The 23,105-nt window shown below is 62.9% G+C and carries 24 protein-coding genes; 13 read left to right on the top strand and 11 right to left on the bottom strand.

Annotated features, from left to right (window positions below):
• From C7T36_RS14615 to C7T36_RS14595, 5 genes are all read left to right on the top strand, one after another.
• On the top strand, window positions 1–351 hold the full coding sequence (locus C7T36_RS14615) for a metallopeptidase family protein (protein ID WP_033235174.1): 351 nt from the start codon (window positions 1–3) through the stop codon (window positions 349–351).
• Window positions 352–492: 141 nt separating this feature from the next.
• Window positions 493–792, top strand: a complete 300-nt coding sequence (locus tag C7T36_RS14610; RefSeq protein WP_045066294.1) for a PE domain-containing protein — start codon at window positions 493–495, stop codon at window positions 790–792.
• A 56-nt stretch (window positions 793–848) separates the two neighbouring features.
• Entirely contained in the window at window positions 849–2,081 is a 1,233-nt protein-coding gene (locus tag C7T36_RS14605) for a PPE domain-containing protein (RefSeq protein ID WP_045066292.1), read from the top strand.
• Entirely contained in the window at window positions 2,078–2,905 is an 828-nt protein-coding gene (locus C7T36_RS14600) for an ESX secretion-associated protein EspG (RefSeq protein WP_045066289.1), read from the top strand. Before C7T36_RS14605 ends, C7T36_RS14600 begins: the two co-directional genes overlap by 4 nt.
• A 40-nt stretch (window positions 2,906–2,945) precedes the next feature.
• Window positions 2,946–5,009 (top strand): acyltransferase family protein, encoded by a 2,064-nt coding sequence (locus C7T36_RS14595; protein WP_045066287.1) that lies wholly within the window; start codon window positions 2,946–2,948, stop codon window positions 5,007–5,009.
• Between the two features lie 9 nt (window positions 5,010–5,018).
• Here C7T36_RS14595 and C7T36_RS14590 read toward each other — a convergent pair whose 3' ends face one another.
• The 3 genes from C7T36_RS14590 to C7T36_RS14580 are packed head-to-tail and all read right to left on the bottom strand — an operon-like array spanning window position 5,019 to window position 7,273.
• Window positions 5,019–5,687, bottom strand: a complete 669-nt coding sequence (locus C7T36_RS14590; protein WP_045066285.1) for a histidine phosphatase family protein — start codon at window positions 5,685–5,687, stop codon at window positions 5,019–5,021.
• The gene (gene pheA / locus C7T36_RS14585) at window positions 5,684–6,598 is read right to left on the bottom strand and encodes a prephenate dehydratase (protein ID WP_045066282.1); all 915 of its coding nucleotides are present in this window, start codon (window positions 6,596–6,598) and stop codon (window positions 5,684–5,686) included. The genes C7T36_RS14590 and pheA overlap by 4 nt, the downstream gene beginning before the upstream one ends.
• Window positions 6,599–6,619: 21 nt before the next feature.
• Window positions 6,620–7,273, bottom strand: coding sequence for a hypothetical protein (locus C7T36_RS14580; RefSeq protein WP_045066280.1), 654 nt, complete (start codon window positions 7,271–7,273; stop codon window positions 6,620–6,622).
• 139 nt (window positions 7,274–7,412) lie between these two features.
• Here C7T36_RS14580 and C7T36_RS14575 point away from each other — a divergent pair, with 139 nt between their 5' ends.
• The 5 genes from C7T36_RS14575 (at window position 7,413) to C7T36_RS14555 (ending at window position 11,618) form a co-directional block, all read left to right on the top strand.
• Window positions 7,413–8,210: a DUF2470 domain-containing protein gene (locus tag C7T36_RS14575; protein WP_045066279.1), complete on the top strand. Its 798-nt coding sequence runs from the start codon at window positions 7,413–7,415 to the stop codon at window positions 8,208–8,210.
• Window positions 8,182–9,036 (top strand): CPBP family intramembrane glutamic endopeptidase, encoded by an 855-nt coding sequence (locus tag C7T36_RS14570; protein WP_045066276.1) that lies wholly within the window; start codon window positions 8,182–8,184, stop codon window positions 9,034–9,036. The genes C7T36_RS14575 and C7T36_RS14570 overlap by 29 nt, the downstream gene beginning before the upstream one ends.
• A 16-nt stretch (window positions 9,037–9,052) precedes the next feature.
• A complete protein-coding gene (locus C7T36_RS14565; RefSeq protein WP_375128786.1) occupies window positions 9,053–10,390 on the top strand; it encodes an LCP family protein in 1,338 nt (445 codons plus the stop codon).
• A 46-nt stretch (window positions 10,391–10,436) separates the two neighbouring features.
• Entirely contained in the window at window positions 10,437–10,982 is a 546-nt protein-coding gene (locus C7T36_RS14560; protein WP_045066274.1) for a ferritin, read from the top strand.
• A 90-nt stretch (window positions 10,983–11,072) separates the two neighbouring features.
• The gene (locus tag C7T36_RS14555) at window positions 11,073–11,618 is read left to right on the top strand and encodes a ferritin (protein ID WP_033235246.1); all 546 of its coding nucleotides are present in this window, start codon (window positions 11,073–11,075) and stop codon (window positions 11,616–11,618) included.
• On the opposite strand, the gene C7T36_RS14550 is transcribed toward C7T36_RS14555, so the two are convergent.
• The 4 genes from C7T36_RS14550 to C7T36_RS14535 are packed head-to-tail and all read right to left on the bottom strand — an operon-like array spanning window position 11,615 to window position 15,044.
• The gene (locus C7T36_RS14550; RefSeq protein WP_045066272.1) at window positions 11,615–12,403 is read right to left on the bottom strand and encodes an alpha/beta fold hydrolase; all 789 of its coding nucleotides are present in this window, start codon (window positions 12,401–12,403) and stop codon (window positions 11,615–11,617) included. The two genes, C7T36_RS14555 and C7T36_RS14550, sit on opposite strands and share 4 nt — an antisense overlap.
• 47 nt (window positions 12,404–12,450) lie before the next feature.
• Window positions 12,451–13,365, bottom strand: a complete 915-nt coding sequence (locus tag C7T36_RS14545; protein WP_045066838.1) for a DUF5926 family protein — start codon at window positions 13,363–13,365, stop codon at window positions 12,451–12,453.
• 30 nt (window positions 13,366–13,395) lie between these two features.
• The gene (locus C7T36_RS14540) at window positions 13,396–14,160 is read right to left on the bottom strand and encodes a glycerophosphodiester phosphodiesterase (RefSeq protein ID WP_045066271.1); all 765 of its coding nucleotides are present in this window, start codon (window positions 14,158–14,160) and stop codon (window positions 13,396–13,398) included.
• Window positions 14,157–15,044, bottom strand: coding sequence for a DUF4328 domain-containing protein (locus C7T36_RS14535; protein WP_239654671.1), 888 nt, complete (start codon window positions 15,042–15,044; stop codon window positions 14,157–14,159). The genes C7T36_RS14540 and C7T36_RS14535 overlap by 4 nt, the downstream gene beginning before the upstream one ends.
• Before the next feature lie 465 nt (window positions 15,045–15,509).
• Here C7T36_RS14535 and C7T36_RS14530 point away from each other — a divergent pair, with 465 nt between their 5' ends.
• Complete coding sequence (locus C7T36_RS14530) at window positions 15,510–17,309, top strand: membrane protein (protein WP_045066266.1); 1,800 nt, start codon at window positions 15,510–15,512, stop codon at window positions 17,307–17,309.
• Window positions 17,310–17,336: 27 nt separating this feature from the next.
• Window positions 17,337–18,266: an LLM class F420-dependent oxidoreductase gene (locus tag C7T36_RS14525; protein WP_045066264.1), complete on the top strand. Its 930-nt coding sequence runs from the start codon at window positions 17,337–17,339 to the stop codon at window positions 18,264–18,266.
• A 64-nt stretch (window positions 18,267–18,330) separates the two neighbouring features.
• Here the strand turns inward: C7T36_RS14525 and C7T36_RS14520 are convergent, their stop codons facing one another.
• The 3 genes from C7T36_RS14520 to C7T36_RS14510 form a co-directional block, all read right to left on the bottom strand.
• Window positions 18,331–18,924, bottom strand: a complete 594-nt coding sequence (locus tag C7T36_RS14520; RefSeq protein ID WP_233364292.1) for a hypothetical protein — start codon at window positions 18,922–18,924, stop codon at window positions 18,331–18,333.
• 107 nt (window positions 18,925–19,031) lie between these two features.
• Window positions 19,032–19,745, bottom strand: a complete 714-nt coding sequence (gene msrA, locus C7T36_RS14515; RefSeq protein WP_045066262.1) for a peptide-methionine (S)-S-oxide reductase MsrA — start codon at window positions 19,743–19,745, stop codon at window positions 19,032–19,034.
• Window positions 19,663–20,862 carry an acyltransferase gene (locus C7T36_RS14510; RefSeq protein WP_045066261.1) on the bottom strand — a complete coding sequence of 400 codons (1,200 nt, stop codon included), beginning with the start codon at window positions 20,860–20,862 and terminating at the stop codon, window positions 19,663–19,665. Before C7T36_RS14510 ends, msrA begins: the two co-directional genes overlap by 83 nt.
• Window positions 20,863–21,095: 233 nt before the next feature.
• On the opposite strand from C7T36_RS14510, the gene C7T36_RS14505 reads away from it, so the two are divergent.
• On the top strand, window positions 21,096–21,719 hold the full coding sequence (locus tag C7T36_RS14505) for a superoxide dismutase (protein ID WP_033235191.1): 624 nt from the start codon (window positions 21,096–21,098) through the stop codon (window positions 21,717–21,719).
• On the opposite strand, the gene C7T36_RS14500 is transcribed toward C7T36_RS14505, so the two are convergent.
• Window positions 21,716–23,071: a membrane protein gene (locus C7T36_RS14500; RefSeq protein WP_045066259.1), complete on the bottom strand. Its 1,356-nt coding sequence runs from the start codon at window positions 23,069–23,071 to the stop codon at window positions 21,716–21,718. The two genes, C7T36_RS14505 and C7T36_RS14500, sit on opposite strands and share 4 nt — an antisense overlap.
• Window positions 23,072–23,105: the final 34 nt, after the last annotated feature.

Here is a 23,105-nt window from a genome sequence, read left to right as displayed (position 1 = left end):
ATGACGGTAACCATGAACGACGACCGGTTCGAAGACCTGGTCGGCGAGGCACTCGATCTCATTCCGCCGGAATTGGCAAAGGCCATCGACAACGTTGTTGTCCTGGTCGAACCTCGTGACCCCGAGGAACCGGGACTTCTCGGGCTGTACCAGGGCATTGCCCTCACCGAGCGCGATTCTCAGTACGGCGGATACCTGCCGGACACGGTGACCATCTACCGCGACGCGATCCTCGACATCTGCGAGTCCGAAGAAGAGGTCGTGCACGAGGTTGCGGTCACGGTCATCCACGAGATCGCCCACTACTTCGGAATCGAAGAGGACCGTCTGCACGAACTCGGGTGGGGTTGAGAAACCAGTCCGATTTCGAGGGAACCGACAGCTCCCGGCGCGCATCAAAGTAGGTGCGGGGAGTTTGACGTTCGGCGTCTGTAGGGCGACGGATGATGATCCTCGCCCATCATTCGCACTGGTCACCTAGGAGTTCGGCACATGCACGTCGATCCTCACGCACTGATTACCGCTGCCCTCGAACTCGAAGCCGGGGCCGCACGGCTGCGCGGAGTCGTCGCGTCCACAAGACCCGCCCGGCAAGTCCTGCCGTCCGGCTCCGACGAAGTGTCCACCAGCGCCGCGAGCAGTTTCAATGCGACGTCCGAAAGCTTGGCATCGTCAGCCGACCGCGCTGTTGCCGAACTCGAAAACGCGGCCGCCGCACTGCGCCGCTACGCCGCCGCCTATGAATTCGAGGACAACCGGACGCAGGCGGATCTGGCTTCGGCTCCACTCTGATTCTCGTCCGCAGACACGTCACTACTTCGCACATATTCGCTTCTGGGGGAAGAACAATGGTCGGCATCACCGGCGTCATCTGGTATCCACGCGGCGCAGCGCCCAATTCGGCTGCGTTGATCGCCGGCGCGGGCCCGGTACCTCTCAGCGTCGCGGGCGGAGCCTGGACGGCAGTATCCGCCGGACTCGGAGACACTGCGTCGACGGTCAGCCGAGTAATGGCAAATCTACGAACCGGCTGGACGGGCGACGCCGCCGATGCCGCACTCGCCAAGTTCAAGCCGTTCGAGGAGTGGGCAGCACGGTCTTCCATGCTCGCCCAGAAGACCGGCGGCAAAGCACAGGTTCAGTCGGCGACGTACACCGTCGCGGCTATCGCCATGCCGTCGTTACCGGAAATCGCTGCCGTCGAAACAGCCAAGCTGGCCGCGTACACCCTCGGCGGTGCCCTCACCGGATCGGCTGCGGTGGCCGAACTGGCTGCAGAGCAGCTCAAGCTCCGGGCAGCGGCGGCCATGGAAACCTACGATTCCGCTACGGCTCCCCTCGCCGTACGGGACGAGTTCGAGCCGCCGCCGTCCATCACCATGTCCGATGTTGCCGGCCAAGGCCCCCAGCAGAATGTCAGCGTCGCCGAACAGACCGTCAACGCATTTGTCGAGCCGGTCCGCACTGCTGCGGCGGCAATCACGTCGGTGCTCTCCAACCCTGCAGTCACTGCGGCCGCTTCCCAGCTCGGTACCGTACTCGCCGGATCCAACGCCGCCACCACTGCAGCAACAGCAGCCGCAACCACGGCCACCGCTGCGGCTGGTGCCGTATCGGCGGCGGTCGGTGCGGGCGGTGGGTTAGCCGGTGGGCTGGGCGCGGGTGCAACATCATTCCTGAGTTCACCGTTGACCGCCCTGACCGGCGGTAACAGCACTGGGCGGCATGCGACAGCCACCACCGCAGCGGCCGCCACAACACCCGTCGGCGCACATTCGACCAGCGCAGGGCTTTCGGTCAGTTCTGCCGACCAGATCACGCCCCGCGCGGCGTCCGGGACAGTAGTCAATGCTGTCGGCACCGAAAGTGTGCGCTCCGACGCCGTCCGCACCGACGCCGTCCGCGCTACGCCGAGTTCCGGAACGGGCCCCGTCGCCAGTGGTCGACATGCCGCGGCGGATGACGACGACACCGAATTCCATGACACCCCCGACTACCTCAAGCACTTCGAGCATTTTGCCGATGGGCGTACCGTCATCACCTCGGTGATCGGTGCCGCCGATCTGGAATCGCGCCTGTGAGCACCCTTGATCTCGGAATAGCCACCGACACCGACGCTTTCCCCTCCGTCGATCTGACGTCGACGGAGATCGAGTACGCCCGCGAGCGCCTCGGCCTCGACGTGCTCCCGGTGGTACTCGGCGGCACAGCACTCTGGGATTCGGTAGCCGAATACGATGCCGCAATGCGCAGTGCAGCAACATCTTTGGCTGGGCGTAACCTTCTCCTGGGCGGCGAGATCCATCACGGCATTGCTGCGACACTGCGCACCCTGACGCGCCCCGCGTGGGAACTTGCACTGCGCAGCCACAACCAGGGAACACTGACCCGGGTGTGCGTTGCCGCCGACGAATCACTGTGCGTGGAAGCATCTTTCAACGAAGCAACCAAAATCTACACACTTCACAAAGTCGTGAATCCGGCAGATGCGGTGGTGCGCGCACTCGGCCCGTCGGAACCCATGCCGATTGCCGTGATCAACGCACCCACCGACATGCTGAGCGCCGCACTGAACGCCGGACCCGACGCAGACACTGTCGCCGACGCTCTGACCCAAGCCGGGGTACCACCCGTCGAGGCCGGCCAGCTCGGCAGTGCGATGGTCACCTCCACGTCCTTCACGGAAATTGTTGCCGTCCCGCGGGGCGTCGGCATCGAGAAGCTCCCCGCAGGAGTGGTGTCGGTCTTCAACACCGCGCATGGCCGCATTGTCGCGTCGTCAAGCACGTCGGCCGACGGTACACAGTGGAGCTCGATCAGTTCCGGAACACCCCAACGGCTCCGACAGGCGGTGAATTCGCTGGTAGAACTGCTGTCCGAATCGCCTGGTGCCGTCTCCCGGTAACCTAGGGCGATCCCCTAGACGCCCGGAGCCTTCACCCAGCATGCCTTTGACCACCCCCGCCACCACCGTCGAGTCACCGCACAAACCGAGAACACGGCAGTACCGCGAAGACCTCAACGGGCTTCGGGGACTCGCTATCGCCTTGGTGGTGGTCTTCCATGTGTGGTTCGGCAAGGTGTCCGGCGGGGTCGACGTCTTCTTGGTTCTGTCCGGCTACTTCTTTGTCGGTTCGCTGGTTCGCCGCGCCGAGGCCGGTGGCTCGCTCAATCCCCTGCCGGCGTTCAAACGGGTATTCGTCAGACTGTTCCCGCCGATTGCGGCGGTGACGCTCCTGACCGCGGCGGCGGCCTTGGTGCTGTTGCCTCGCACCCGATGGGCCGGCCTCGCCGACGAGCTGACTGCTGTTCTCGGTTTCTTCCAGAATTGGCAGCTTGCACTTACGTCGAGCGATTATCTGGCGGCCGACGGTTCGGTGTCTCCACTCCAACATCTGTGGTCGATGGCTGTGCAGGGTCAGTTCTATCTCGTGGCCATCGCCGTCGTGCTGGTGGTCGCGTCGTGCGTATCACGCACTCGCCCAGAGCTTCTGCGGCCAACACTGACGCTGGTGTTCGGCGCGTTTGCTGTTGCGTCGTTTACCTACGCCGCAGTGATGTCGGGCCACGATCAAGCCTGGAACTACTACGATTCCGCAGCCCGGTTGTGGGAGCCGTCTGTGGGCGCACTCGCGGCGTTGATGCTGACACGCTGGAATATCACGCGGGTCGGGGCCTGGCCGCTTGCGCTCAGAACAGCTCTCGGCATCGCTGGACTGGCGTCGATTCTGCTGTGTGGGTTCTTCCTCGACGGCGCCGAGCAATTCCCGGGACCGTGGACCCTGGTCCCCACTCTCGCGGCCATCGCACTGATAGTCAGCGGCGCGGGAAACAAGACTTGGACCGCACAGGTTCTCGCGCACCCCGTTCTCTCGCAGCTTGGCTCCTTCGCCTTTGCGCTGTACCTGGTCCACTGGCCGATCCTGGTGTTCGCTCTCGTTGTCACCGGGCGCCCGGAAGCCGGATTTGTGGGCGGGACGTTGATCATCGCCGTATCGCTCGCGATGGCCTACGGCTTGCGGATGGCGGTCGAGGTACCGATCGAGCGCGATGCTCCGGCACGGAGGCCGATCCTGCTGGCCTCCGTCGTCGGTGCGGCGGTCATCGTCACCGGAATGTTCGGTTGGCAGGCCTACGTGGGAAGTCAGAGCACGGGTCAGCGCGCAGCCGATACTCTCGACATCCCAACGCACCCGGGCGCCTTGACGTTGACCGACGGCGTCTCGGTCCCGGAAGCGTCGATGGTTCCGTCCATTTTCGACGCACCACTGGATCTTCCGATAACCACGCTCGACGGCTGTATCTCGGATTTCCAGCAGATCGACATCGTGACCTGCACGTACGGCGACGTGAACGCAGACCGCACGATCGCCCTGGCCGGGGGATCCCATTCCGAGCACTGGATCACCGCACTCGACGAACTGGGCCGCAGCAATGGATTTCGGGTCGACACGTATCTGAAGATGGGTTGTCCGCTGGTCGCGGGAGAGAGCCCCGCCGTCAGCGACGTACCGGATTGCGCGCCGTGGTCGAGCGCGGTCATCGACCGACTTGCCGCAACCACACCCGATTTCGTGTTCACGACCGCCAGCCGGCCCAGCCCGGACGGTCCCGGCGACGTGACGCCCGAATCCTACGTCGAGGTGTGGCACGAGCTGGAGCAGAGCGGCGTTCAGGTTCTCGCGATCCGCGATACTCCATGGCTGCACCACGACGGCGTTCCGTATCGCGCCATCGACTGCCTGGCAACCGCTACCTCAGCGGATCATTGCGCCTTGCCGCGGGCAGACATGCTCAGCGACATCAACCCGGCGTGGGAGGCAATTGCGGAACTCTCCAACGTAGCGCTACTGGATCTGAGCGATGGTGTCTGCGGCCCCGACCTGTGCCGCGTGACGGAGGGAAATGTGTTGGTGTACCACGATTCCCACCACCTCACGGCAAGCTACGTCCGAACCTTGACGCCGGAACTCGGCCGTCAGTTGGGATCAGCGACAACTTGGTGGTGAGCTGGAGCGTCAGCCCATCACGTCGTCGGCGCCCGGAATGAGCCGGTGCTCGAACGGTGGGTTCACCGTTCCCCAGCGCAAGCACTCCCAACCGCCGTCGGCTCGCGGCAGGAGTTCGACGCTTTCGGTGTTCGCGAGGTGATTGTTCGCCGCGAACAGTCCCGGGATGCCCGCGAGCTGAGCTGCGACCAGCCTGATGGCGGCGCCGTGGCTCACGACAACGATATCGCCGGCGCGCGACGACCCTTCGAGGAACTCGTCACGCAGTGAGTTGACCACGGGGATATACCGTTCCAAGACGTCGTAACCGGTTTCGCCACCGGGTATACGCATACCGAGGTTGCCGGTGTGCCAGTGATGGAAGGTTTCGACAAACAGACGGTGCGCGTCTTCGTCGGTGCGATCTTCCAGGTCACCTGCCTGCACTTCATGCAAACCGTCTCGCACGTCCAGCGAGACACCGGCGGCCTGTTCGACGAATCCCGCTGTCTGCCTTGCTCGCAACGCCAAGGACGACACCAAGGCGAGTGGCGGTGCGGCGGCCAGACCCTTGCCCAGAACTTCGGCCTGCGCCAGCCCTTCCGGGGTGAGTTTGGCTCCGGGCAACGCTGTGTCGAGCCGCTTGGCTACGTTGGCTTCGGTCTGGCCGTGCCGAACGAGAATGAGCCTGCCGGTCATCGTTCTCCCTCTCCGCGCTTGAGGTCTTCGATCCACGCGATCGCTTTTTCATCCGAAGGAGGCTGTGGCCCTGTTGAATTCGCGGTCGCCCACGACCCCAGGAAGCGAACTCCGGATTTTCGGTACAACGCGCGCATCGCTTCGGCCACCAGGGAGTCCTCGACGTGCCCGACACAGTCGACGAAGAATCGGTAGGTTCCCAGCTCCGTGCGCATCGGACGCGATTCGATTCGCGTCAAATCGATTCCACGAGCGGCAAATTCGGAGAGAGCCTGGACCAGCGATCCGGGAGCGTTGTCGAGGTGGAGCACCAAGGCGGTGCGGTCTGCGCCGGTTCTGGCCGGTACCGGCGCAGGTTTGGTGACCAGCACGAAGCGCGTCACCGCGCCGCCCACGTCGGCGACATTGTCTGCAAGGCTTGACAATCCGAGCATCTGGCCGGCCAAGGCCGTGGACACACCGGCGTCGACGGTTCCCGCCTGCACGTCCAGCGCGGCACCGGCATTGGACGAGGAGATCACAACTTCCGCGTTCGGGAGATTGGCCGCGATCCATCCCCGTACCTGGGCGCTCGCGTGCGGGTAGGCACCGATGGTGCGCACCTGATCCGCACTGATGCCGTCGCGAACGAGGATGGAAAAGCTCACCTCGATCTCGGTCTCGGCCACGATCTGCAGCGGCGAACCCAAGGCGAGTGAGTCCAGCGTCGGCGCGACACCGCCTTCCACCGAGTTCTCGAACGGCACCACGGCGCCGTCGACAACGCCGTCACGAACCAGGTCGAGCGTCGAGGGTGGGCTACCGGCAGGCACCCGTTCGACCAGCTCGTCGAATGCGCCCTCTGCCTCGAACTGGGCGAGCGCTATCTCCGTGAAGGTTCCCGACGGACCGAAATACGCGATTTTTGGCACGCCTCAAAGGTTACGCAACGATCAGCTCAAACCTGCCGAACGTAGTGCCGTTTCCACCGAAGTCGGGTCGGATACTTCGATCGTGAGGAGAACCTCGCGCAACGCGGACTGGGCTTCTGGGATCAGCGCGGCCAGTTTTGCCGGCTGCGGGTCGAGGATCGCAGCGCGGGCGTCGTCGCCGCGCAGGGCCGCCATGGTTCCGCACAGTAATCCGATCACCTCGTCGGAGTTGGCCGCTCGGGCGACAAATCCCACCGATTCGTGGGCAAGCACGGCCAGAAAATCGGCGATTTCGGCAGGTGAGTGCCCTGAATCGAGGCCCGGAATGCGTCCTCCTTCACAGAGCAACGCAGCCGATTCGGCCGGAGACAGAATCTCGTCGCCGCCGTCGACGTACACCGCGAGTGGGGCGGGCACGCGAAGTGCGATGGCGTCGTCGATCTGTTCGGCTGTGCACTCCAGATCAAAGCGCACCGCTTCGTACGACGCACCGGCATCCGCTCGCAACCGCACGGGGTCGATATCGAGGAGAACTACGACGCGTCCAGCGGATTCGGCTCCGAGCAGCGCCGATGCGGGAACAACGCGGGGTTCGCCAGGGGCGCCGAGGAGGAGTCCGTCGAGCAGTCCACGGGAACTTTTCGGGGGCAACCCGAGAGAAAGAGGTATGGCCACCGCTCCACCGTAGTGGCGGGCGTGGTCGGGGATTTCAGGCGAGTTGCGCAAAAGTCTTGCGATTCACACCACAGCAGCTTAGGTTAGGGTTACCTCATCAGCCGGTGGGGTAACCGGAAACACCCACCGAGGGGGCAGCATGGCTACGAAAACGAGCACCGGTCCATCCACCGCCGAACGAGTACGTAGCGCCTGCGCCCGAGCCCAGGATGCGGTTCTCGCGATCGAAGGCAGCGAACCGACCGTCACATCGGTGCACCACCTGCGATCCAACGGCGACATCGTTGTGGCCGTGCCCTCCGGCTCGGCTGCAACAGCACTTGCCTGGAGCGCCGGAAACGGCGGCCTACCTGCAGTACTGGAGCTCACCGATCACGCGCCGCTGGCCCTGCGCGAACCTGTCCGCTCACTCGTCTGGCTGCGCGGCACACTGCACGCGGTGCCGGACTACGAATCGCGGGTACTGGCCGACGACGTCGCCGCAGAACACCCGCACCCCGCACTCCTCGACCTCGGTCACACCTCGGTGCTACTCCGGTTGAGCCTCGCGTCGGCCGTTGTCGCAGACTCGTCCGGAGCCGAACCCGTCGCCGTGGAAGACCTGCTCGCCGCTCACCCCGATCCGTTCTGCGAAATGGAAACGGCGTGGTTGCAGCACCTCGACGAAGATCACAGCGACCTTGTGGACATGCTCACACGCAAACTGCCCTCATACCTGCGCACCGGACGGGTACGCCCCCTCGGAATCGACCGGTACGGACTGCGTCTGCGCATCGAGGACCACGCAGGCGACCGGGACGTCTGGATGCCGTTTGCCAACCCCGTCGACGACGCCATCTCGCTGTCCCGCGCAATCCGCATCCTGGTCGGCTGCCCGTTCCTCAACGGCCTGCGCCCCGGCGGTTCACATGTCACAGGCGGCGCCGCCAACGGATAGCGTTGCGCGGGTGAATGCCCGCCAAACCGTCCGCTCGTGGTTGAACCCACCCGCTCCCGCCGGACCTGCTCTCGATGCGTCCGAACGTCGCGGTGTGCGGATCGAGATCACGATCGTCCTGCTGGTCACCTTCGGCCTCAGTGGCCTTTCCGGCGTCTTGTCGCTCCTCGAATCCCTCGCGACGCCCGTCGCATTGTCCGATCAGACGGTGGCGCTCAATCCGTCGCAGGCAGCGATCGACTGGATCGACCTCGCTCGTCAATTGCTGAGTGTGACAAGACTGTTCGCGTGGGCTGCACTCGGCCTGTACTTGCTCTGGCGGGCGGGTATCGGCCCGACCGCGGCCGGCCTTCCTCCCAAACCGAAGCTACGACGCGACATCGCGCCCGGCTTTGGCCTTGCCGCCTTGATCGGCCTTCCCGGACTGCTGTTCTATCTCGCGGCGCAGGCGTTGAACATCAATCTCACCGTCCAGGCGAGTGCCCTCGACGATCACTGGTGGCGCGTCCCGATTCTGATTCTCTCGGCGATCGCGAACTCGAGTGCCGAAGAAGTTCTTGTTGTCGCGTATCTGATCAGCAGGCTGCGCCTGCTCGGGTGGGGCGAGAACTCGTCGTTGCTCGCGTCGTCGCTGCTGCGGGGCAGCTATCACCTGTACCAAGGTTTCGGTGGTGGTGTCGGCAACGTCGTCATGGGTCTGATCTTCGGTCGGTACTGGCAGCGAACGGGACGCCTGTGGCCGTTGATCATCGCCCACGCGCTCATCGACATGGTGGCGTTCATCGGTTACGCCCTGCTTCGCGATCATGTGGGTTGGTTGCCGTGACCGGTACCGTGAACTGGTGACCGGCGACTCTCCCTATCCTCAGCGCCCGCCGCGACCGGGTCCTCCACCTCAGGGTCCGCCGCCGCGGCGTCAGCCGCCGCGTCCGCCCGAGGGACAGCGCCCGCCCGAGGGCACTCAGGTCATTCGCCGTGACGGCCGGCCACCCCAGAACCAGCCACCCCAGAACCGGGCGTGGTCGCAGACCCCGCCACCCCAAAACCGCAACAACTGGGCCCCGCCGCAGCAACCACAGCCGTACCGGGACCCCCAGCAGAACCGGCAAGCACAGCAGGATCGGCAAGCGCAGCAATACCGTCAAGCTCCCCCGCCACCCCCGCGGAGGACGCCGCCGAATCAGCCACCCCGCCAGCCACCGCCGCGTCAGCAGCCGCCGTCGGCGCCTCGTCGACGCAAGAATTGGGGCAAGCGCATCGGCATCACGTTGCTGGTGCTGCTTCTCGCGTTTGTCGGCGCGATTTTCTACGTCGACAATTCACTGAATCGGATCGACGCACTTCCCGACTACGCCGGCCGCGTCGCGGATACACCTGGCACGAACTGGTTGATCGTGGGTTCGGACAGCCGCGACGGTCTGACTCCGGAGCAGGAGCAGGCGCTCGCGACCGGTGGCGATACCGGACCCAAGCGCACGGACACGATCATGCTGGTCCATGTGCCCAAGAGTGGTAAGACCACGATGGTCAGCATTCCGCGTGACTCGTATGTTCCGATTCCGGGTGAGGGTTCCGACAAGATCAATGCCGCATTCGCGTGGGGCGGAGCGCCGTTGCTGGTGCAGACCGTCGAGGAAGCAACGGGTTTGCGGATCGACCACTACGCCGAAATCGGATTCAGCGGTTTTGCGGGAATCGTCGATGCTGTCGGTGGGGTCAACGTGTGCCTGGATTCTCCGATCGACGATCCCCTTGCCGGTATCAACTTGCCTGCCGGGTGTCAGGACCTGACAGGCTCGGAGGCGCTCGGATTTGTGCGTACCCGCGCAACGGCGATGGCCGATCTTGATCGCATGAACAATCAGCGCAAGTTCATGTCGGCTCTGCTGTCGAAGGCCACCAGTCCTACGACGTTCCTCAATCCGTTCCGGTTGTGGTCCCTCGCCACCGACACGGCAAAGTCGCTTCAGGTCGACAACGGTGACCACATCTGGAATCTGGCGTCACTCGCGTGGGCTTTGCGCGGCGGCATGACAACCACAACGGTTCCCGTCGGCGGATTCGATTACGTCGACGGCTCGGGTGACGTTCTGCTGTGGGACAAGACCAAGGCATCACAATTCTTCGACGCGCTCGCCAATGATCAGCAGATTCCTGCGGAATTGGTCACACCCGGCTGAGCAACGTAGATCCCGGACGGCGGCCTGCACGCAGTAACCTGGAGACATGACACAGGCGAAGAACTCGAGCGAATTCACCCTTCTTCTGCGTGAGCAGATCCGGAACGAGTTCACGGCGTCTCAGCAGTACGTCGCGGTGGCCGTGTACTTCGATTCGCATGATCTTCCGCAAATGGCGACGCGTTTCTACAACCAGGCGGGCGAGGAACGCTCCCACGCCATGATGATGATCCAGTACTTGCTGGACAACGATCTCGACGTCGAGATTCCCGGAGTCGGCGAGGTTGTCACGAAGTTCGAAAATGTGCGCGGACCTGTGGAATTGGCGCTCGAGCAGGAGCACACCGTCACGGCTCAGATCACGCGTCTGGCTCGCACTGCTCGTGACACCGGAGACTATCTGGGTGAGCAGTTCATGCAGTGGTTCCTCAAGGAACAGGTTGAGGAAGTCGCGAGTATGACCACGTTGTTGTCGATCGTGGATCGGGCAGGAAACAATCTTTTCCACTTGGAAAACTTTGTGGCGCGCGAGATGAACAATCCGCCCGCAGCCGACGCCACTGCTCCGAAAATTGCGGGTGCCGGGGCTTGAATAATTAGGTTTCCATTAGTTTGGAAACGCTTACCACAATAAGGCTGCACTGGGATGACAGTGCCCCTGACCTGCACTATCTTGGGGTTCATGACTTCTGGTGACACACACATGACTAAATTCCATGCGCTCCTCCGAGACCAGATTCGCAACGAATTCAACGCCTCGCACCAGTACACGGCAACTGCTGTTTATTTCGACTACGCCGATCTTCCGCAGCTTGCCAAGCACTTCTACAAGCAGGCCGTTGAAGAGCGCAATCACGCGATGATGATCGTCCAGTACTTCCTCGATCGCAGCATCAACGTCGAACTCACGGGTGTCGACGGCGCCAAGTCCGACTTCAAGGATGTCCGGGAAGCCATTGCGCTTGCACTCACCCAGGAGAAGTCCGTCACCGAGCAGATCGTTCAGCTCGCGAGCACCGCTCGTGAGGAAGGCGACTACTTGGGTGAGCAGTTCATGCAGTGGTTCCTCAAGGAGCAGGTCGAGGAAGTTGCGAGCATGACAACACTTCTCACCATTGCGGATCGTGCGGGCGCCAACCTGTTCGACATCGAGGATTTTGTGTCTCGTGAAATGAGCGTCGTTGGCGATTCTTCGGGAGCACCCGCAGTTGCCGGCGGAGCCGTCTAACGCCGCAACTCACTGCCGGCCAGCAGAATCGAGCTGATCAGCTCGGGTGAGTCGGTCATCGGAACATGCCCTACCCCAGGCAAAACTATGAGTTTTGCTTGCGGGAAGGGCTTTTTCACGCGCTGGGCCTGATAGACCGGCAGGATCAGGTCGCGTCGGCCCCACGCAACTGTCACGGGCACAGCCGGATTCACGATCGGCGGCAGCACAAAATCGAGTTCCATCCCTAGATCGACAAGCTCATTCGAGATAAGTGAACGGCAGTCGGCCAGGGCAGCGGAGTAGTCGACGTGACTCGGATGCGCAAAGAATGCGGCAAGCGCCGGATAGCGAATCAGCTTGTACTGCAACGCGCGGGGCAATCCGTCGCCGAAGAGTTTGGCCGTGCTTCGGAGTGCCTGGAACGTGCCTATCGCGCGCACCTGATCCAGATGGTTGACAAAAAATCCGGCCGGCGAGAGCGCCGTTGCCGAAGCAACGTCGCCGCGTGCCGCAAGGCAGAGTGAGATCCACCCGCCGAGAGAATTGCCGGCGACGTGGGCGCGCTCGCCAGTCGGTGTCACCTCTGTGATGAATTCACTGACGTCGTCGATCAACTGGCCCATGACATCAGTGCCGAGTTCGGGCAGCGCAGAATCCCCGTGGCCGGGGAGATCAACCGTGACGACGCGCCGATACGGCGTCAACTGATCCAAAAGCGAATCCCACGCCTGGCGCCGATGGACAATGCCATGGACGAGCACAAGCGTGGGACCGCTACCGGAGATGTCGTGCGCCAAGGTCATCCGTAGAACTTTATACGTGACCCCGCGTAACGTCTATAGAAGCGCTATCAGCGCAGCGTGACCTGACGTCCACGCAGTCCGTCGCGCGAACGCAGTTCCGCCGACGTCAAAGGTGCGTCGACGGCCAGGGCCTGCGCCAGCCGATCGCCGAACTCGACCGTTGCCGCAACCCACTCGTTTGCGTGCTTCTCGGGGTCCAGGTCGAAGACCGGAACCAGCAGTCCGTGGGTGCGGAAGGATCCCGCGTAACGCGAACCCTCACCCAGGTTCAGTCCGCCGGCAGCGTGAACGCGAGCCAGTGCAAGCATCAGATCGTCTTCGCTTTCGGGGCGAACCCAACGCAGGTGCGCCTTCTCTCCGGCGTCTACCCACCAGGCTGCGACGAGGCCGTCACCTTCGAGGCGAGCCGACGGCATGATTGCCGCGTTGGCCTGCTCAACGGTGGCCTTGACCTGGGCATCCGTTTCGGTTCCTTCGGGGATCCACCAGTTGAAGTCCTGGTAGACGGTGATGTCGAGCAGTGCGGCGGGAGCGACGACAGCGGTGACTGCCGGGGTGTCCTCGGCGGGATCGGCAGCGGGGAGCGCGTCGCCGGGGGCTGCGTCGGCAACCCACGTCACGGATGCGGCGAGGTCTGCGCCCAGATCTGCAGAGTGAGCCTGAACCTGAACACCGACAAATCCGGTTGCCGTCTCACCCTCGTTGCGGACGAGAGCGGCAACAGCGCCGGGAAGAACCGTCGCGACGGTGACGGGACGATCCGAGCCGATGACGGGCAGCGGAGCCGTGGCCGAAGGAACGAATTCGCGCATGGCAACCAGGTCGCACTCTGCCGCGAGGCCTTCGAACGGGCGGTTGACCGCGCCTGATGCGGCGTCACGCTCTGCTTGGCGGGCTGCGAGCTTCGCTGCGCGCCCACTGTCTACCTTCGGTCCACTGTTTCTCTTGCTCTTCTTAGCCACGAGGGCAAAACTACACGGGATCACCCGCGATCAAGCACTGCCCAGCCATTGCTTCGTGCGTCCGGGATGGTTTGTGGCCACCCAACTGACCCCGAGCTCACGGCACAGGTCCACATCCGCCTTGTCGTCGACGGTCCAGCAGTAGGTAGCGCGTCCGGCCGCAGCGGCTCGGTCCACAAGATCGGGATGCTCTCGCAGCGCCTTGACGGACGGGCCGATCGCCGTCGCACCAACAGCCGTCGATGCGCCGCCGCCGAGATACCGCGACGCGTCGCCGAGAAGGACCGTCGGCAGAAGGGGGGCTGCTCGGCGCACACGCCACACCGCGCTGGCCGAGAAGGACATCACGACGGCCCGGGAATGATCCGCGGACGGCGGCGACGCTATGCCGAAGCGGTGCAGTTCGGCGAGGAGCTTTGCTTCGACCAGTCCGCCGTACCGCACGGGGTGCTTGGTTTCGATGAACAGTTTCACCGGACGCGAGAAATCCAGCGCCAAGGTGATGAGTTCGGTCAGGGTCAGCAGATCTGCGGGCTCGCCGGTTGATCCGAAGTCGAGTGCGGTCAGGGAATCGAGAGTCATCTCGCTGACGATGCCGGTGCCGCTGGACGTGCGGTCGACCTTGCGGTCGTGGACACAGACCAGGTGGCCGTCGCGGGTGAGCCGGACATCGCACTCGAGCCCGTCTGCCCCTTCTTCGAGGGCAAGCTCGTAAGCGGCAAGCGTGTGTTCCGGCCGCGCAGCCGACGCGCCTCGATGGGCTACGACAAGCGGGCCTCGACGATCCGGGCTCACTGAGCGGCTGCTTTTTCCGGCACGGCGTTTTCAGGCACCGAGCTCGCCGGCACGGCATTTTCCAGCACCGATCGTGGAACCGGCACCCATCTGGTCGCGGTGTCCGGTTCGCCTCGCCAGTCCTTGTGCTCGATACGCCGAATCACCACCAGCAGGAGCGCAGCGGTGGCAGCGGCGATCAACGCGATGAAGGCCGAGAGGAGCACTCCGTCGGCCATTGCCTGGAGGCCGGGTCGCGAGCGCCAATACGCGTTCACGACAAGGAGGAAGCCACTGAACGCCCAGAACCCCCACCAGATCTTGACGAGCCGGCTCCCACGCGGGTCGCGGCGCACGAGTTCGAGTAGATATAGGGGCGGCATCACGAGATTGAGTACCGGCACGGCGCAGCCGACCAGGATTTCACCGCGTGAGCGCGGATCAGTGCGCTTTTCCCGCGCGTACAGGTCGCGGCGCGCACGTAGCAGCCAACACACCGCGGCCACGGCGGCGAGGACAGCCGTAAGCAGCCCACCGAGTTGCGTGAAGTAGACGGCGGCGTCCGACAGCCGCAACAACAGTTGTGGGACCAGACGGGTCTGGTTGTACACCAGGATCGTGTAGCGGCCGAGTTCCGCGAAGACGGCCAGTCCGTACAGGACTGCCGCAATGGTGAGCAACGAGCCGACGCGATCGGCCATCCGGTCGGCGCGAGACTCCTCGGCTGGGCTGGTGTCGACGACGTCGGTGAGTCCCCACGTCGGGACGGCGTCGTAGCGGGGCGTCGACGGGTCGGCGCGCGGCGGGTTGGGATCTCCGACGCCACGTGGTTCCCCGGGGTTGCGGGCGATCCACCGGAAGCCGCGACGGGAAGGGGGCAGATACACGTCGGTGCGGACCGGCATGAGGAGGACACCGCCGCAGCGGGGACACCATCTACCCGCGGGACCGACGACGGGCCATCGTGCGGCGCACCGTGCGCAGACCTGTAGCTGGTTCACACGCTCGATTCTGTCACGCCGTATCGGTAACGGCAGCAAATGGTTTCGGAGCTGTTCCGTAACCTGAACTTCATCTCCAGGTACAACTTTGTGCCGATAATGTGACCTGCGACACCGAAAAACTCGAGTTATCCACACTATCCACAGGTTCATCCCCAGCTTGGGATGAATCCACAGACCTTTATCCACAGGTCAGGGCTCATGGGTTGTGGGTTTACTGACAGGTGTTAGCGAATGATGCACAGGCTCGAGGATGAATTTGACAAGCGGGCGAATTCCCTGTGAATTCGCGGCCGGAGTCCACCGGACAATCCGTTCACGCGGCACCTGGCAGCACTGTGGGACGGCACCTGGCAGCATTGCCAGGCGATGACTCTCCCGATGACCAAGCCCAGTGCCAGGTACGTTTTGCCGATCGCACTCGCGTCGATCGCGATCGCACTCGGTATTCGAACGTGGGTGGCATCGCAGAACTACTTCTACTGGGACGATCTCATCCTGATCGGACGCGGAGCTCGCTTCCCCCTCTTCTCGAGCGAACTGCTGCTCTACGACCACGACGGTCACTTCATGCCGGCAGCCTTCTTCCTGACGGGCCTCGTGACGCGAATTGCCCCGTACCAGTGGGCTCTTCCGGTGATGCTGCTTGTCCTCGGTCAGGCGTTGGCATCACTCGCGCTGCTCCGCACGCTCAGACTGGTGCTCGGATGGCGTCCGGCGCTGCTGATTCCGTTGCTCGGCTATCTGTTCATCCCGCTCACATTGCCGGCATTTGCCTGGTGGTCGGCGGCGCTCAACGCGCTTCCTCTGCAGATTGCTCTCGCGTGGGTGTGCGGCGACGCGATACAACTCGTGCGGACCGGCCGACGGCGCTATGCCGCCTCGGGGACAGCAGTTTTTGTGGTCTCGTTGCTGTTCTTCGAGAAGTCGGTACTCGTGCCGTTTGTGGCGCTCGTGTTCCTCGTCTTGTACCTGCGCACGCAGTCCGACGCGTCGCCGATCCGCACAGCTGCGAAAAAAGCCAAGGCGCTGTGGATTCCGTGCGCCGTTGTGCTCGCGATCTGGATTCCGGTGTACCTGTTCACCGTCGAATCGCCGGTGACGGGCAACGGTCGCAGCATGTCCACGGCCCTGCTGCACCACGGAACTTCCTTGGGAATGCTCCCGACTTTGTTGGGTGGGCCGTGGCAGTGGGAACGATGGATTCCGGGTCCCGCGTGGGCCGATCCGCCGATGTTCCTGGTCATTGCCGCCTGGATCATGCTTCTGACGGCACTCGCGGTCACCGTGCGCTCCCGACAAGGCGCTGCCTGGATCTGGATCTGCGCTGCTCTGTATTTTCTGGCGTCGGTTGCTGCGATGACCGTCACCCGCACCGCCGAGGGCACGACGTACGAATTGGCTCAGACCCTGCGGTATTTCACGGATTCGGCCACGGTGTTCGCTCTCGCAATTGCGCTCTACTTCGCGGCGCCACCCCGGGTCGAACCCCGCGTCGACTCCCACACCGACTCCCACACCACGGTGCCGATCCGCGCTATTGCCGTGGGTCTTTCGGTTCTGTTTGTCGTCAGTTCCCTGGTCTCGACATTCTCGTTCGTGAATGTCTGGCGAGAAAGCCCAACCCGTGACTATCTTCAGAATGCCCGGGTGTCGTTGGCGCAGAACACGGATGCGCCGCTGCTCGATCAGCCGGTCTCGATCTGGGTTCTCCTTCCTTTCACCAACCCGAACAACATGGCTTCCCAGGTACTCGGCCCACTGCCCGATCGACCCGAATTTGCTTCCAGTACACCGATTCTGCGACTGATCAACGACAACGGCACTGTCGTCGACGGCGAAGTCACGTTCACGCGACGGATTCTCGAGGGCACGGATCCGCAGTGCGGAACACGTGTCGACGGCCCGACAGAACTGACGTTGGACGGACCGTTGGCCGTCTGGGATTGGACAGTTCAGCTCAACTATCTCGCGAGCGCAGACGGAACGATCGACGTGTCCTTGACCACCGGTGACGCGGTCTCCGTTCCCGTGAAGCAGGGCTTGCACTCGGCATTCGTGCAGGTTGTCGGCGACGGCACAACCGTCAAGGTATCGCCGCGGACCCCAGGACTGTCACTGTGCCTTGCCGCCGGACAGGTGGGTGTTGTTGTTCCCGCGCTGCCCTGACGCACCCGCAATGGCAGAGTTGAGCGCATGGATCTACGTATCTTCACCGAACCCCAACAGGGCGCTACTTACGAACAACTACTCGCGGTGGCCCAGACGGCCGAAAAGCTCGGGTACGGAGCGTTCTTCCGTTCCGATCACTATCTGGCCATGAATTCCGACGGCCTTCCCGGACCGACCGACGCGTGGATCACGCTTGCGGGCATTGCCCGCGAGACGTCGACGATCCGCCTCGGCACGCTCGTGACGTCGGCAACGTTCCGGTACGCCGGCCCGCTTGCCATCTCCGTCGCGCAGGTGGACCAGATGAGTGGCGGCCGCGTCGACTTCGGTATCGGCGCCGGCTGGTACGAAAAGGAGCATGAGGCGTACGGGATTCCGTTCCCGGCGCTGAAGGACCGCTTCGAACTGCTCGAGGAAACCCTCGACGTGGTGACGGGCTTGTGGCGCACTCCCGTCGGCGAGCAGTTCGACTACGACGGCAAGCACGTGCAGATCAAGAATTCTCCGGCGATGCCGAAGCCGCACCAGGCAGGCGGACCGCCCATTCTGATGGGCGGCGTCGGTAAGAAGAAGACACCGGCTTTGGCGGCGCGGTATGCCAGTGAGTTCAATATCCCGTTCCAGTCCGCGGGCGACACCAAGGAGATCTTCGGGCGCGTTCGTCAGGCCTGTGTCGATATCAACCGGGACCCGAACGAGCTGACGTATTCCAACGCACTGGTCTTGTGCTGCGGACGTGACGAGGCGGAAATCGCCAAGCGAGCTGCTGCCATCGGCCGCGAGGTAGCCGAACTGCGTGAAAACGGCTTGGCGGGAACGCCGTCGGAGCTGGTGGACAAACTCGGAGCATTTGCCGAGGCCGGTTCAGAGCGTATGTACCTGCAGACGCTTGATCTCAGCGATCTGGATCATCTCGAACTGGTGGCGAGCGAGGTCATGCCGCAGATCGCCTAGGCCTTCGGCCTGTGCGCCTTTTTGGTAGCGCCCACTACCAAAAAGGCGCACAGGGGCGAAGCCCCTAACTGTTCGCGTCCAGGAATGCGCGCAGGTCCCGGTCCCACTGTGCGTCGCGGCTACGGTCGAGCCATACCCGAATCAGCATGAAACCGATGGTCAGCAGCGACATGATGCTGAACCACGTGAAGATTCCGGTCACAACCGCGGCTACGTCAGCTGCGCTCTGCGTGATCGGGGCAATGGTTTTGTCACCGTTGTTGTCGACGTAGATGTCGACGGAAGTGCCGGCAGGCGTGGTCTCGTCGACGGTGATGTCTTCGCGATGAACCTGCCCGTTCCAGTTCCACTGAGCCGGTGCTGTTTCGGTGTTCGCAGGAATGTAATCGGCGGTCGCGACACTGGACGTGACCGAGTCGCCCGTCGTGACGGCGGCGATGGAATGGGTGCTCCTGGCCTGGTCGGCGATCAGGGCATTCTGGCTTGCCGCCGTAGCGCCGCCTGCCCAGATGGCAAACGGCACCAGCAGGATCGCAAGAACGATCAAGCCGAAGGACATGAATCCTTCGATGCGATCACTACGCCTGACCATCGGGTCGTGGCCGACGTGAATGGTGCGTCGGAGCAACGACGCTGTTGCTCGCGTACTAGCGGACATGATGCGCTCAGTTCTCTCGACAAGACACTCTTACTATCGAGATTCCCTTTATTTCGATCTAGTTGCAAGTATTAACGATCGGAATCACATGTGTCCTCCAACACCAACTATTCGTGAGGCGGAAGAATATCGGTCTGTGCCGGCACCTGATCTTGGCGCAATAGTCCTACCGGGCAGCTGACTCCCGTGGCATGCACTGGGCAATATCCGCCGGGGTTTTTTGCAAGATATTGCTGGTGATAGTCCTCGGCATAGAAGAAATCACGCAGCGGACCTATTTCCGTCGTAATTGCGCCATAACCGGCGTCAGTCAATCGTTTGCCGAATGCAAGTGCAGATGCGTGCGCGATCTGTTCCTGATCTTCGGAAGTCGTGAAAATCGCGGATCGATACTGCGAACCTTGGTCGTTTCCTTGACGCATCCCCTGCGTCGGATCGTGGTTTTCCCAGAAATGAGCCAGGATCTGCTCGTACGAAATGACGGCCGGATCAAAGACGACGAGCACTACCTCGGTGTGCCCGGTGCGTCCCGAGCAGGTTTCCTCGTACGTGGGATTGGGGGTGTATCCGCCCGCATATCCGGCAGCGGTGCTGTAGACGCCCGGAAGCTGCCAGAACTCCTTCTCCGCACCCCAGAAACAACCCATACCGACGACGACGGTCTGCATCCCCTCGGGGAACGGCGGCGTCAGCGGATGCCCGTTCACGTAATGCGCGGCAGGCACTGGCATCGCGGTCTCACGTCCTGGCAGTGCGTCCTGCGGACTGATCAGGGTGGATTGTGCGGACGCTCGCCCCAGAATGTCGTCGTACCAGCTCATTCTTTGATTCTACGCGTGAGCGCTTGTTCCGCCATGCCGTGATGGCCCGCGCACCGGGCAGTTCGACCCAGCGATATCCGAATTCCGCGACGACCGCCGTGACAACAAGAAAGAGGCCGAAGGCGAGCGTCGGCCCGACGTGCGGCGTCGTGTTCTCGACGACGCGATACAGAATCAGCGTGTGGACGAGGTAGATGATGTAGCTCCGCGTCGACAACCACTTCACGAACGCCCAGCGCGTCGGGCCGCCGTCGTAGCGGCCGATGAGGACCACCGCGGCGGCTACGACGGTGATGGTCCACAAATAGTTCTCACCGGCCCAGTAGACGCGGAACTCGGTGGCCACGAGGATCACGTGAATCTGCGCCAGAACGGCGACGATCAGCCATCGCCCCGGGGCCAGCCGCGCCCACGCGAGGTACATGATCTGTCCGAGGAAAACCGCCGGGAGTGTCGCCGCGATCTTCGAGAGCATCGGAACGGTGTACGGCATCGGGGCGTAAATGTTGTAGAGCAACACCAGCGAACACAGCGCTGCCCCGCCGAGCGGCATGATGACCGGCCGCATGCGCAGAATCGGCCGCATCGCCACGCAGGCAAGGTAGAACAGGAATTGGACGGTCAACGTCCAGGTCACACCGAGAACAGCCACTTCGGGCGTGAGAAAGAACCCGCCGAGGAAGAAACTCATCAGCGCCTGGGTATTCGAAATACCGTCCTGGCCACTGAACATGCCGTTGATACCGAGACGAACCAACAGGATGGCAATCGCAATTGCCACCCAGAATGCCGGTACCAGTCGACTCAATCTGTTGGTCAGGAATTTGCCCGGCCGATCACGTATCGCGGACCGAGTCACCAGGGCGCCGGTCAACATCATGAACGTCGCGACTCCGACAAAAGACAGGTGCTGATTTAGCTGAGCCGGTTCGATCAAGGCGCCGTACACGACGTCGATCAGCCACCAACCGGAGCCGAGATCGTCGATGACGTAGAACGAGATGTGGGAGTAGATCACCGCCGCAACAGCGAGTGCGCGCAGCAGGTCAGCGCCCGGAAGGTACACCCGAGGCGGTGCCGCCTCTGATGACTCCGGGAGAAAAACTGGTGCGGGCATCGAGCAAGTTTAAGGTTCCGTTCACCTTTACGACGAATTTCCGGATGCCCCAATGTCCGAGATCACGCAGTTTTCGGTTACCCGAACTTTATTGTCAGGGAATGACTACCTGAGCTGAACTGTTGCAGACCGTGTACGAATGTTATTGGGTGGATACCCAAGATTGATCCGCAATCCAAGCACCATACTCTCGAAGAAGCAGGGCTCACGGAGCCCGCAAAGAAGGGACCCTCGTGTCTGTTTACACGCTGCCGGAACTCCCCTACGACTACGCAGCCCTCGAGCCGCACATCTCGGGCAAGATCATGGAGCTGCACCACGACAAGCACCACGCGGCATACGTCGCCGGCGCCAACGCTGCACTCGAGAAGCTGGCCGAGGCTCGCGAGAACGACACCATCGCCGCGCAGGCCAACCTGCTCGAGAAGAACCTGGCTTTCCACCTCGGTGGCCACACCAACCACACCGTTTTCTGGAACAACCTCAGCGCTGACGGTGGCGACAAGCCCGAAGGCGAACTCGCCGCAGCGATCGACGACAACTTCGGTTCGTTCGATCTCTTCCGCGCACACTTCTCCGCGAACGCCAACGCCATCCAGGGCTCCGGCTGGTCCATCCTCGCGTGGGATTCCATCGGCGCACGCCTCGTCATCGTCCAGCTCTACGATCAGCAGGGCAACATCTCCATCGGCCTCACGCCGCTGCTGATGCTGGACATGTGGGAGCACGCTTTCTACCTCGATTACCAGAACGTCAAGGGCGACTACGTCAAGGCATTCTGGAACATCGTGAACTGGAACGACGTCACGGCACGCTTCGAGCGCGCTCGTACGCAGACCGCAGGCCTGATCGTCTAATCACGTTCTCCTAGCTCTATGCGGCGGCGCTCCTTCACCAGGGGCGCCGCCGTTTGCGTCAGCAAGGCACCAGCAAGAAGGGCTGTCGCCACGCCGAACACCAAAGCGATTGTGCGCGAATCCGATCCACTTCCCGGCGCAGGCGTTTGATTCACCGCCACAGGATCGGACAGCACCGACATCAGTTGAACCTGCTGCGGAGTGGTCAACGCCGGCAGCCCGGATTTTGCGGTGTCCAACCCGGTCACCAACGACGTCGCAACCGACTTGAGAGTCCCGAACCCCTGAGTGATCTGAGTCGTCACATCTTCGAGCATCTGCGGAGCTTGGTCTGCGATCGGAATCAATCCATCACTCAATTGACCGGCAGCGCTGTTCAATTGCGCACTGGCACCCTGCAATTGGCCGACGGCAGTACGCACCAAATCGCCGAGCGCCGTATCGGGGCCCACCGACCCACCCAACATCGACGGTACCGCGTTCAATTGCGCAGTCACGGCACCCAAGTCGGTACTCACGCTCGCCAATTGCGCCGTAATATCCTGCGGCACCGGCAATCCGCTCAACGCACCGGTCAGCGAGTCGATGCGCGACTTGAGATCTGCGGTGGACGACGACGCCTCACCCAACGTCAAGCCGAGCGAGTCTGCGCGCGTGGCCAATTCCTCCGCCGACCCGGCAGCCTGATCTACGACGCCGGAAACCTGCTCCGCGACACTCGTCAACTGCAACGAACCCGCGCGCGCTGTTTCCAGGTACGGCAGGATCGTGTCTGCCCCGGCCTTCACCTGGTCGATCGACTTCTCGGCGCCCGCTGTTCCCGCTACCAGCATCTGCGCGGTCACAAGATTCTGATCGAATGCTCGACGGGCGGCGGACGTCTGGGACATCAAACCCTTGATACCGTCGGCACTGACCTGCGCCGACACCGCGCTGGTCAGTGCCACCGCCTGCGCTCCGTCTGCGCCCTGAACGTCGAGGTCGATACTTGCCTGCTGCGGCTCCGGGCCCAGCATCGAGGCAACCGACTCACTGAAATTCTCGGGCACGGTGAGAGTCGCAAAGTAGTTACCGCCGGGGCTGTCCACGACGTGGAAGTCGAAGTCTTCACTCGCGCTCAGTGTCTCGACCAGTGTGTCACCGGCGCGCAGTTCCTCGCCGTCCAGCATGGTTCCGGCATCGGTGTTGACTATCGCAACTGCCCGCGAGTTGTTCTCGCTGCCCGAGAACCACACCCAGCCCGTACCGGCCACCGCACCCACCACAACAGCTGCCAAACCACCCACCGCCAGCCGTCGACCAAGTAGCGACGGCTGGCGGTGGGTGTTTTCGGTGTTGTTCGCGGTGCTCATGGCCGAGACGATAGATGGCGATCTTGTAGAAATA

The sequence above is a fragment of the Rhodococcus sp. AD45-ID genome (assembly GCF_003023755.1).
Lineage (GTDB): Bacteria > Actinomycetota > Actinomycetes > Mycobacteriales > Mycobacteriaceae > Rhodococcus_F > Rhodococcus_F globerula.
This window is presented reverse-complemented; position numbering and strand designations above follow the sequence as displayed.

What these genes read in the sequence shown, in the direction of transcription:
- C7T36_RS14615 (WP_033235174.1), top strand. Translation starts at nt 1, where the DNA reads ATGACGGTAACCATGAACGACGACCGGTTCGAAGACCTGGTCGGCGAG.
- C7T36_RS14610 (WP_045066294.1), top strand. Translation starts at nt 493, where the DNA reads ATGCACGTCGATCCTCACGCACTGATTACCGCTGCCCTCGAACTCGAA.
- C7T36_RS14605 (WP_045066292.1), top strand. Translation starts at nt 849, where the DNA reads ATGGTCGGCATCACCGGCGTCATCTGGTATCCACGCGGCGCAGCGCCC.
- C7T36_RS14595 (WP_045066287.1), top strand. Translation starts at nt 2,946, where the DNA reads ATGCCTTTGACCACCCCCGCCACCACCGTCGAGTCACCGCACAAACCG.
- C7T36_RS14590 (WP_045066285.1), bottom strand. Translation starts at nt 5,687, where the DNA reads ATGACCGGCAGGCTCATTCTCGTTCGGCACGGCCAGACCGAAGCCAAC.
- C7T36_RS14575 (WP_045066279.1), top strand. Translation starts at nt 7,413, where the DNA reads ATGGCTACGAAAACGAGCACCGGTCCATCCACCGCCGAACGAGTACGT.
- C7T36_RS14570 (WP_045066276.1), top strand. Translation starts at nt 8,182, where the DNA reads ATGTCACAGGCGGCGCCGCCAACGGATAGCGTTGCGCGGGTGAATGCC.
- C7T36_RS14560 (WP_045066274.1), top strand. Translation starts at nt 10,437, where the DNA reads ATGACACAGGCGAAGAACTCGAGCGAATTCACCCTTCTTCTGCGTGAG.
- C7T36_RS14555 (WP_033235246.1), top strand. Translation starts at nt 11,073, where the DNA reads ATGACTTCTGGTGACACACACATGACTAAATTCCATGCGCTCCTCCGA.
- C7T36_RS14550 (WP_045066272.1), bottom strand. Translation starts at nt 12,403, where the DNA reads ATGACCTTGGCGCACGACATCTCCGGTAGCGGTCCCACGCTTGTGCTC.
- C7T36_RS14535 (WP_239654671.1), bottom strand. Translation starts at nt 15,044, where the DNA reads ATGCCGGTCCGCACCGACGTGTATCTGCCCCCTTCCCGTCGCGGCTTC.
- C7T36_RS14530 (WP_045066266.1), top strand. Translation starts at nt 15,510, where the DNA reads ATGACTCTCCCGATGACCAAGCCCAGTGCCAGGTACGTTTTGCCGATC.
- C7T36_RS14525 (WP_045066264.1), top strand. Translation starts at nt 17,337, where the DNA reads ATGGATCTACGTATCTTCACCGAACCCCAACAGGGCGCTACTTACGAA.
- C7T36_RS14520 (WP_233364292.1), bottom strand. Translation starts at nt 18,924, where the DNA reads ATGTCCGCTAGTACGCGAGCAACAGCGTCGTTGCTCCGACGCACCATT.
- msrA (WP_045066262.1), bottom strand. Translation starts at nt 19,745, where the DNA reads ATGAGCTGGTACGACGACATTCTGGGGCGAGCGTCCGCACAATCCACC.
- C7T36_RS14510 (WP_045066261.1), bottom strand. Translation starts at nt 20,862, where the DNA reads ATGCCCGCACCAGTTTTTCTCCCGGAGTCATCAGAGGCGGCACCGCCT.
- C7T36_RS14500 (WP_045066259.1), bottom strand. Translation starts at nt 23,071, where the DNA reads ATGAGCACCGCGAACAACACCGAAAACACCCACCGCCAGCCGTCGCTA.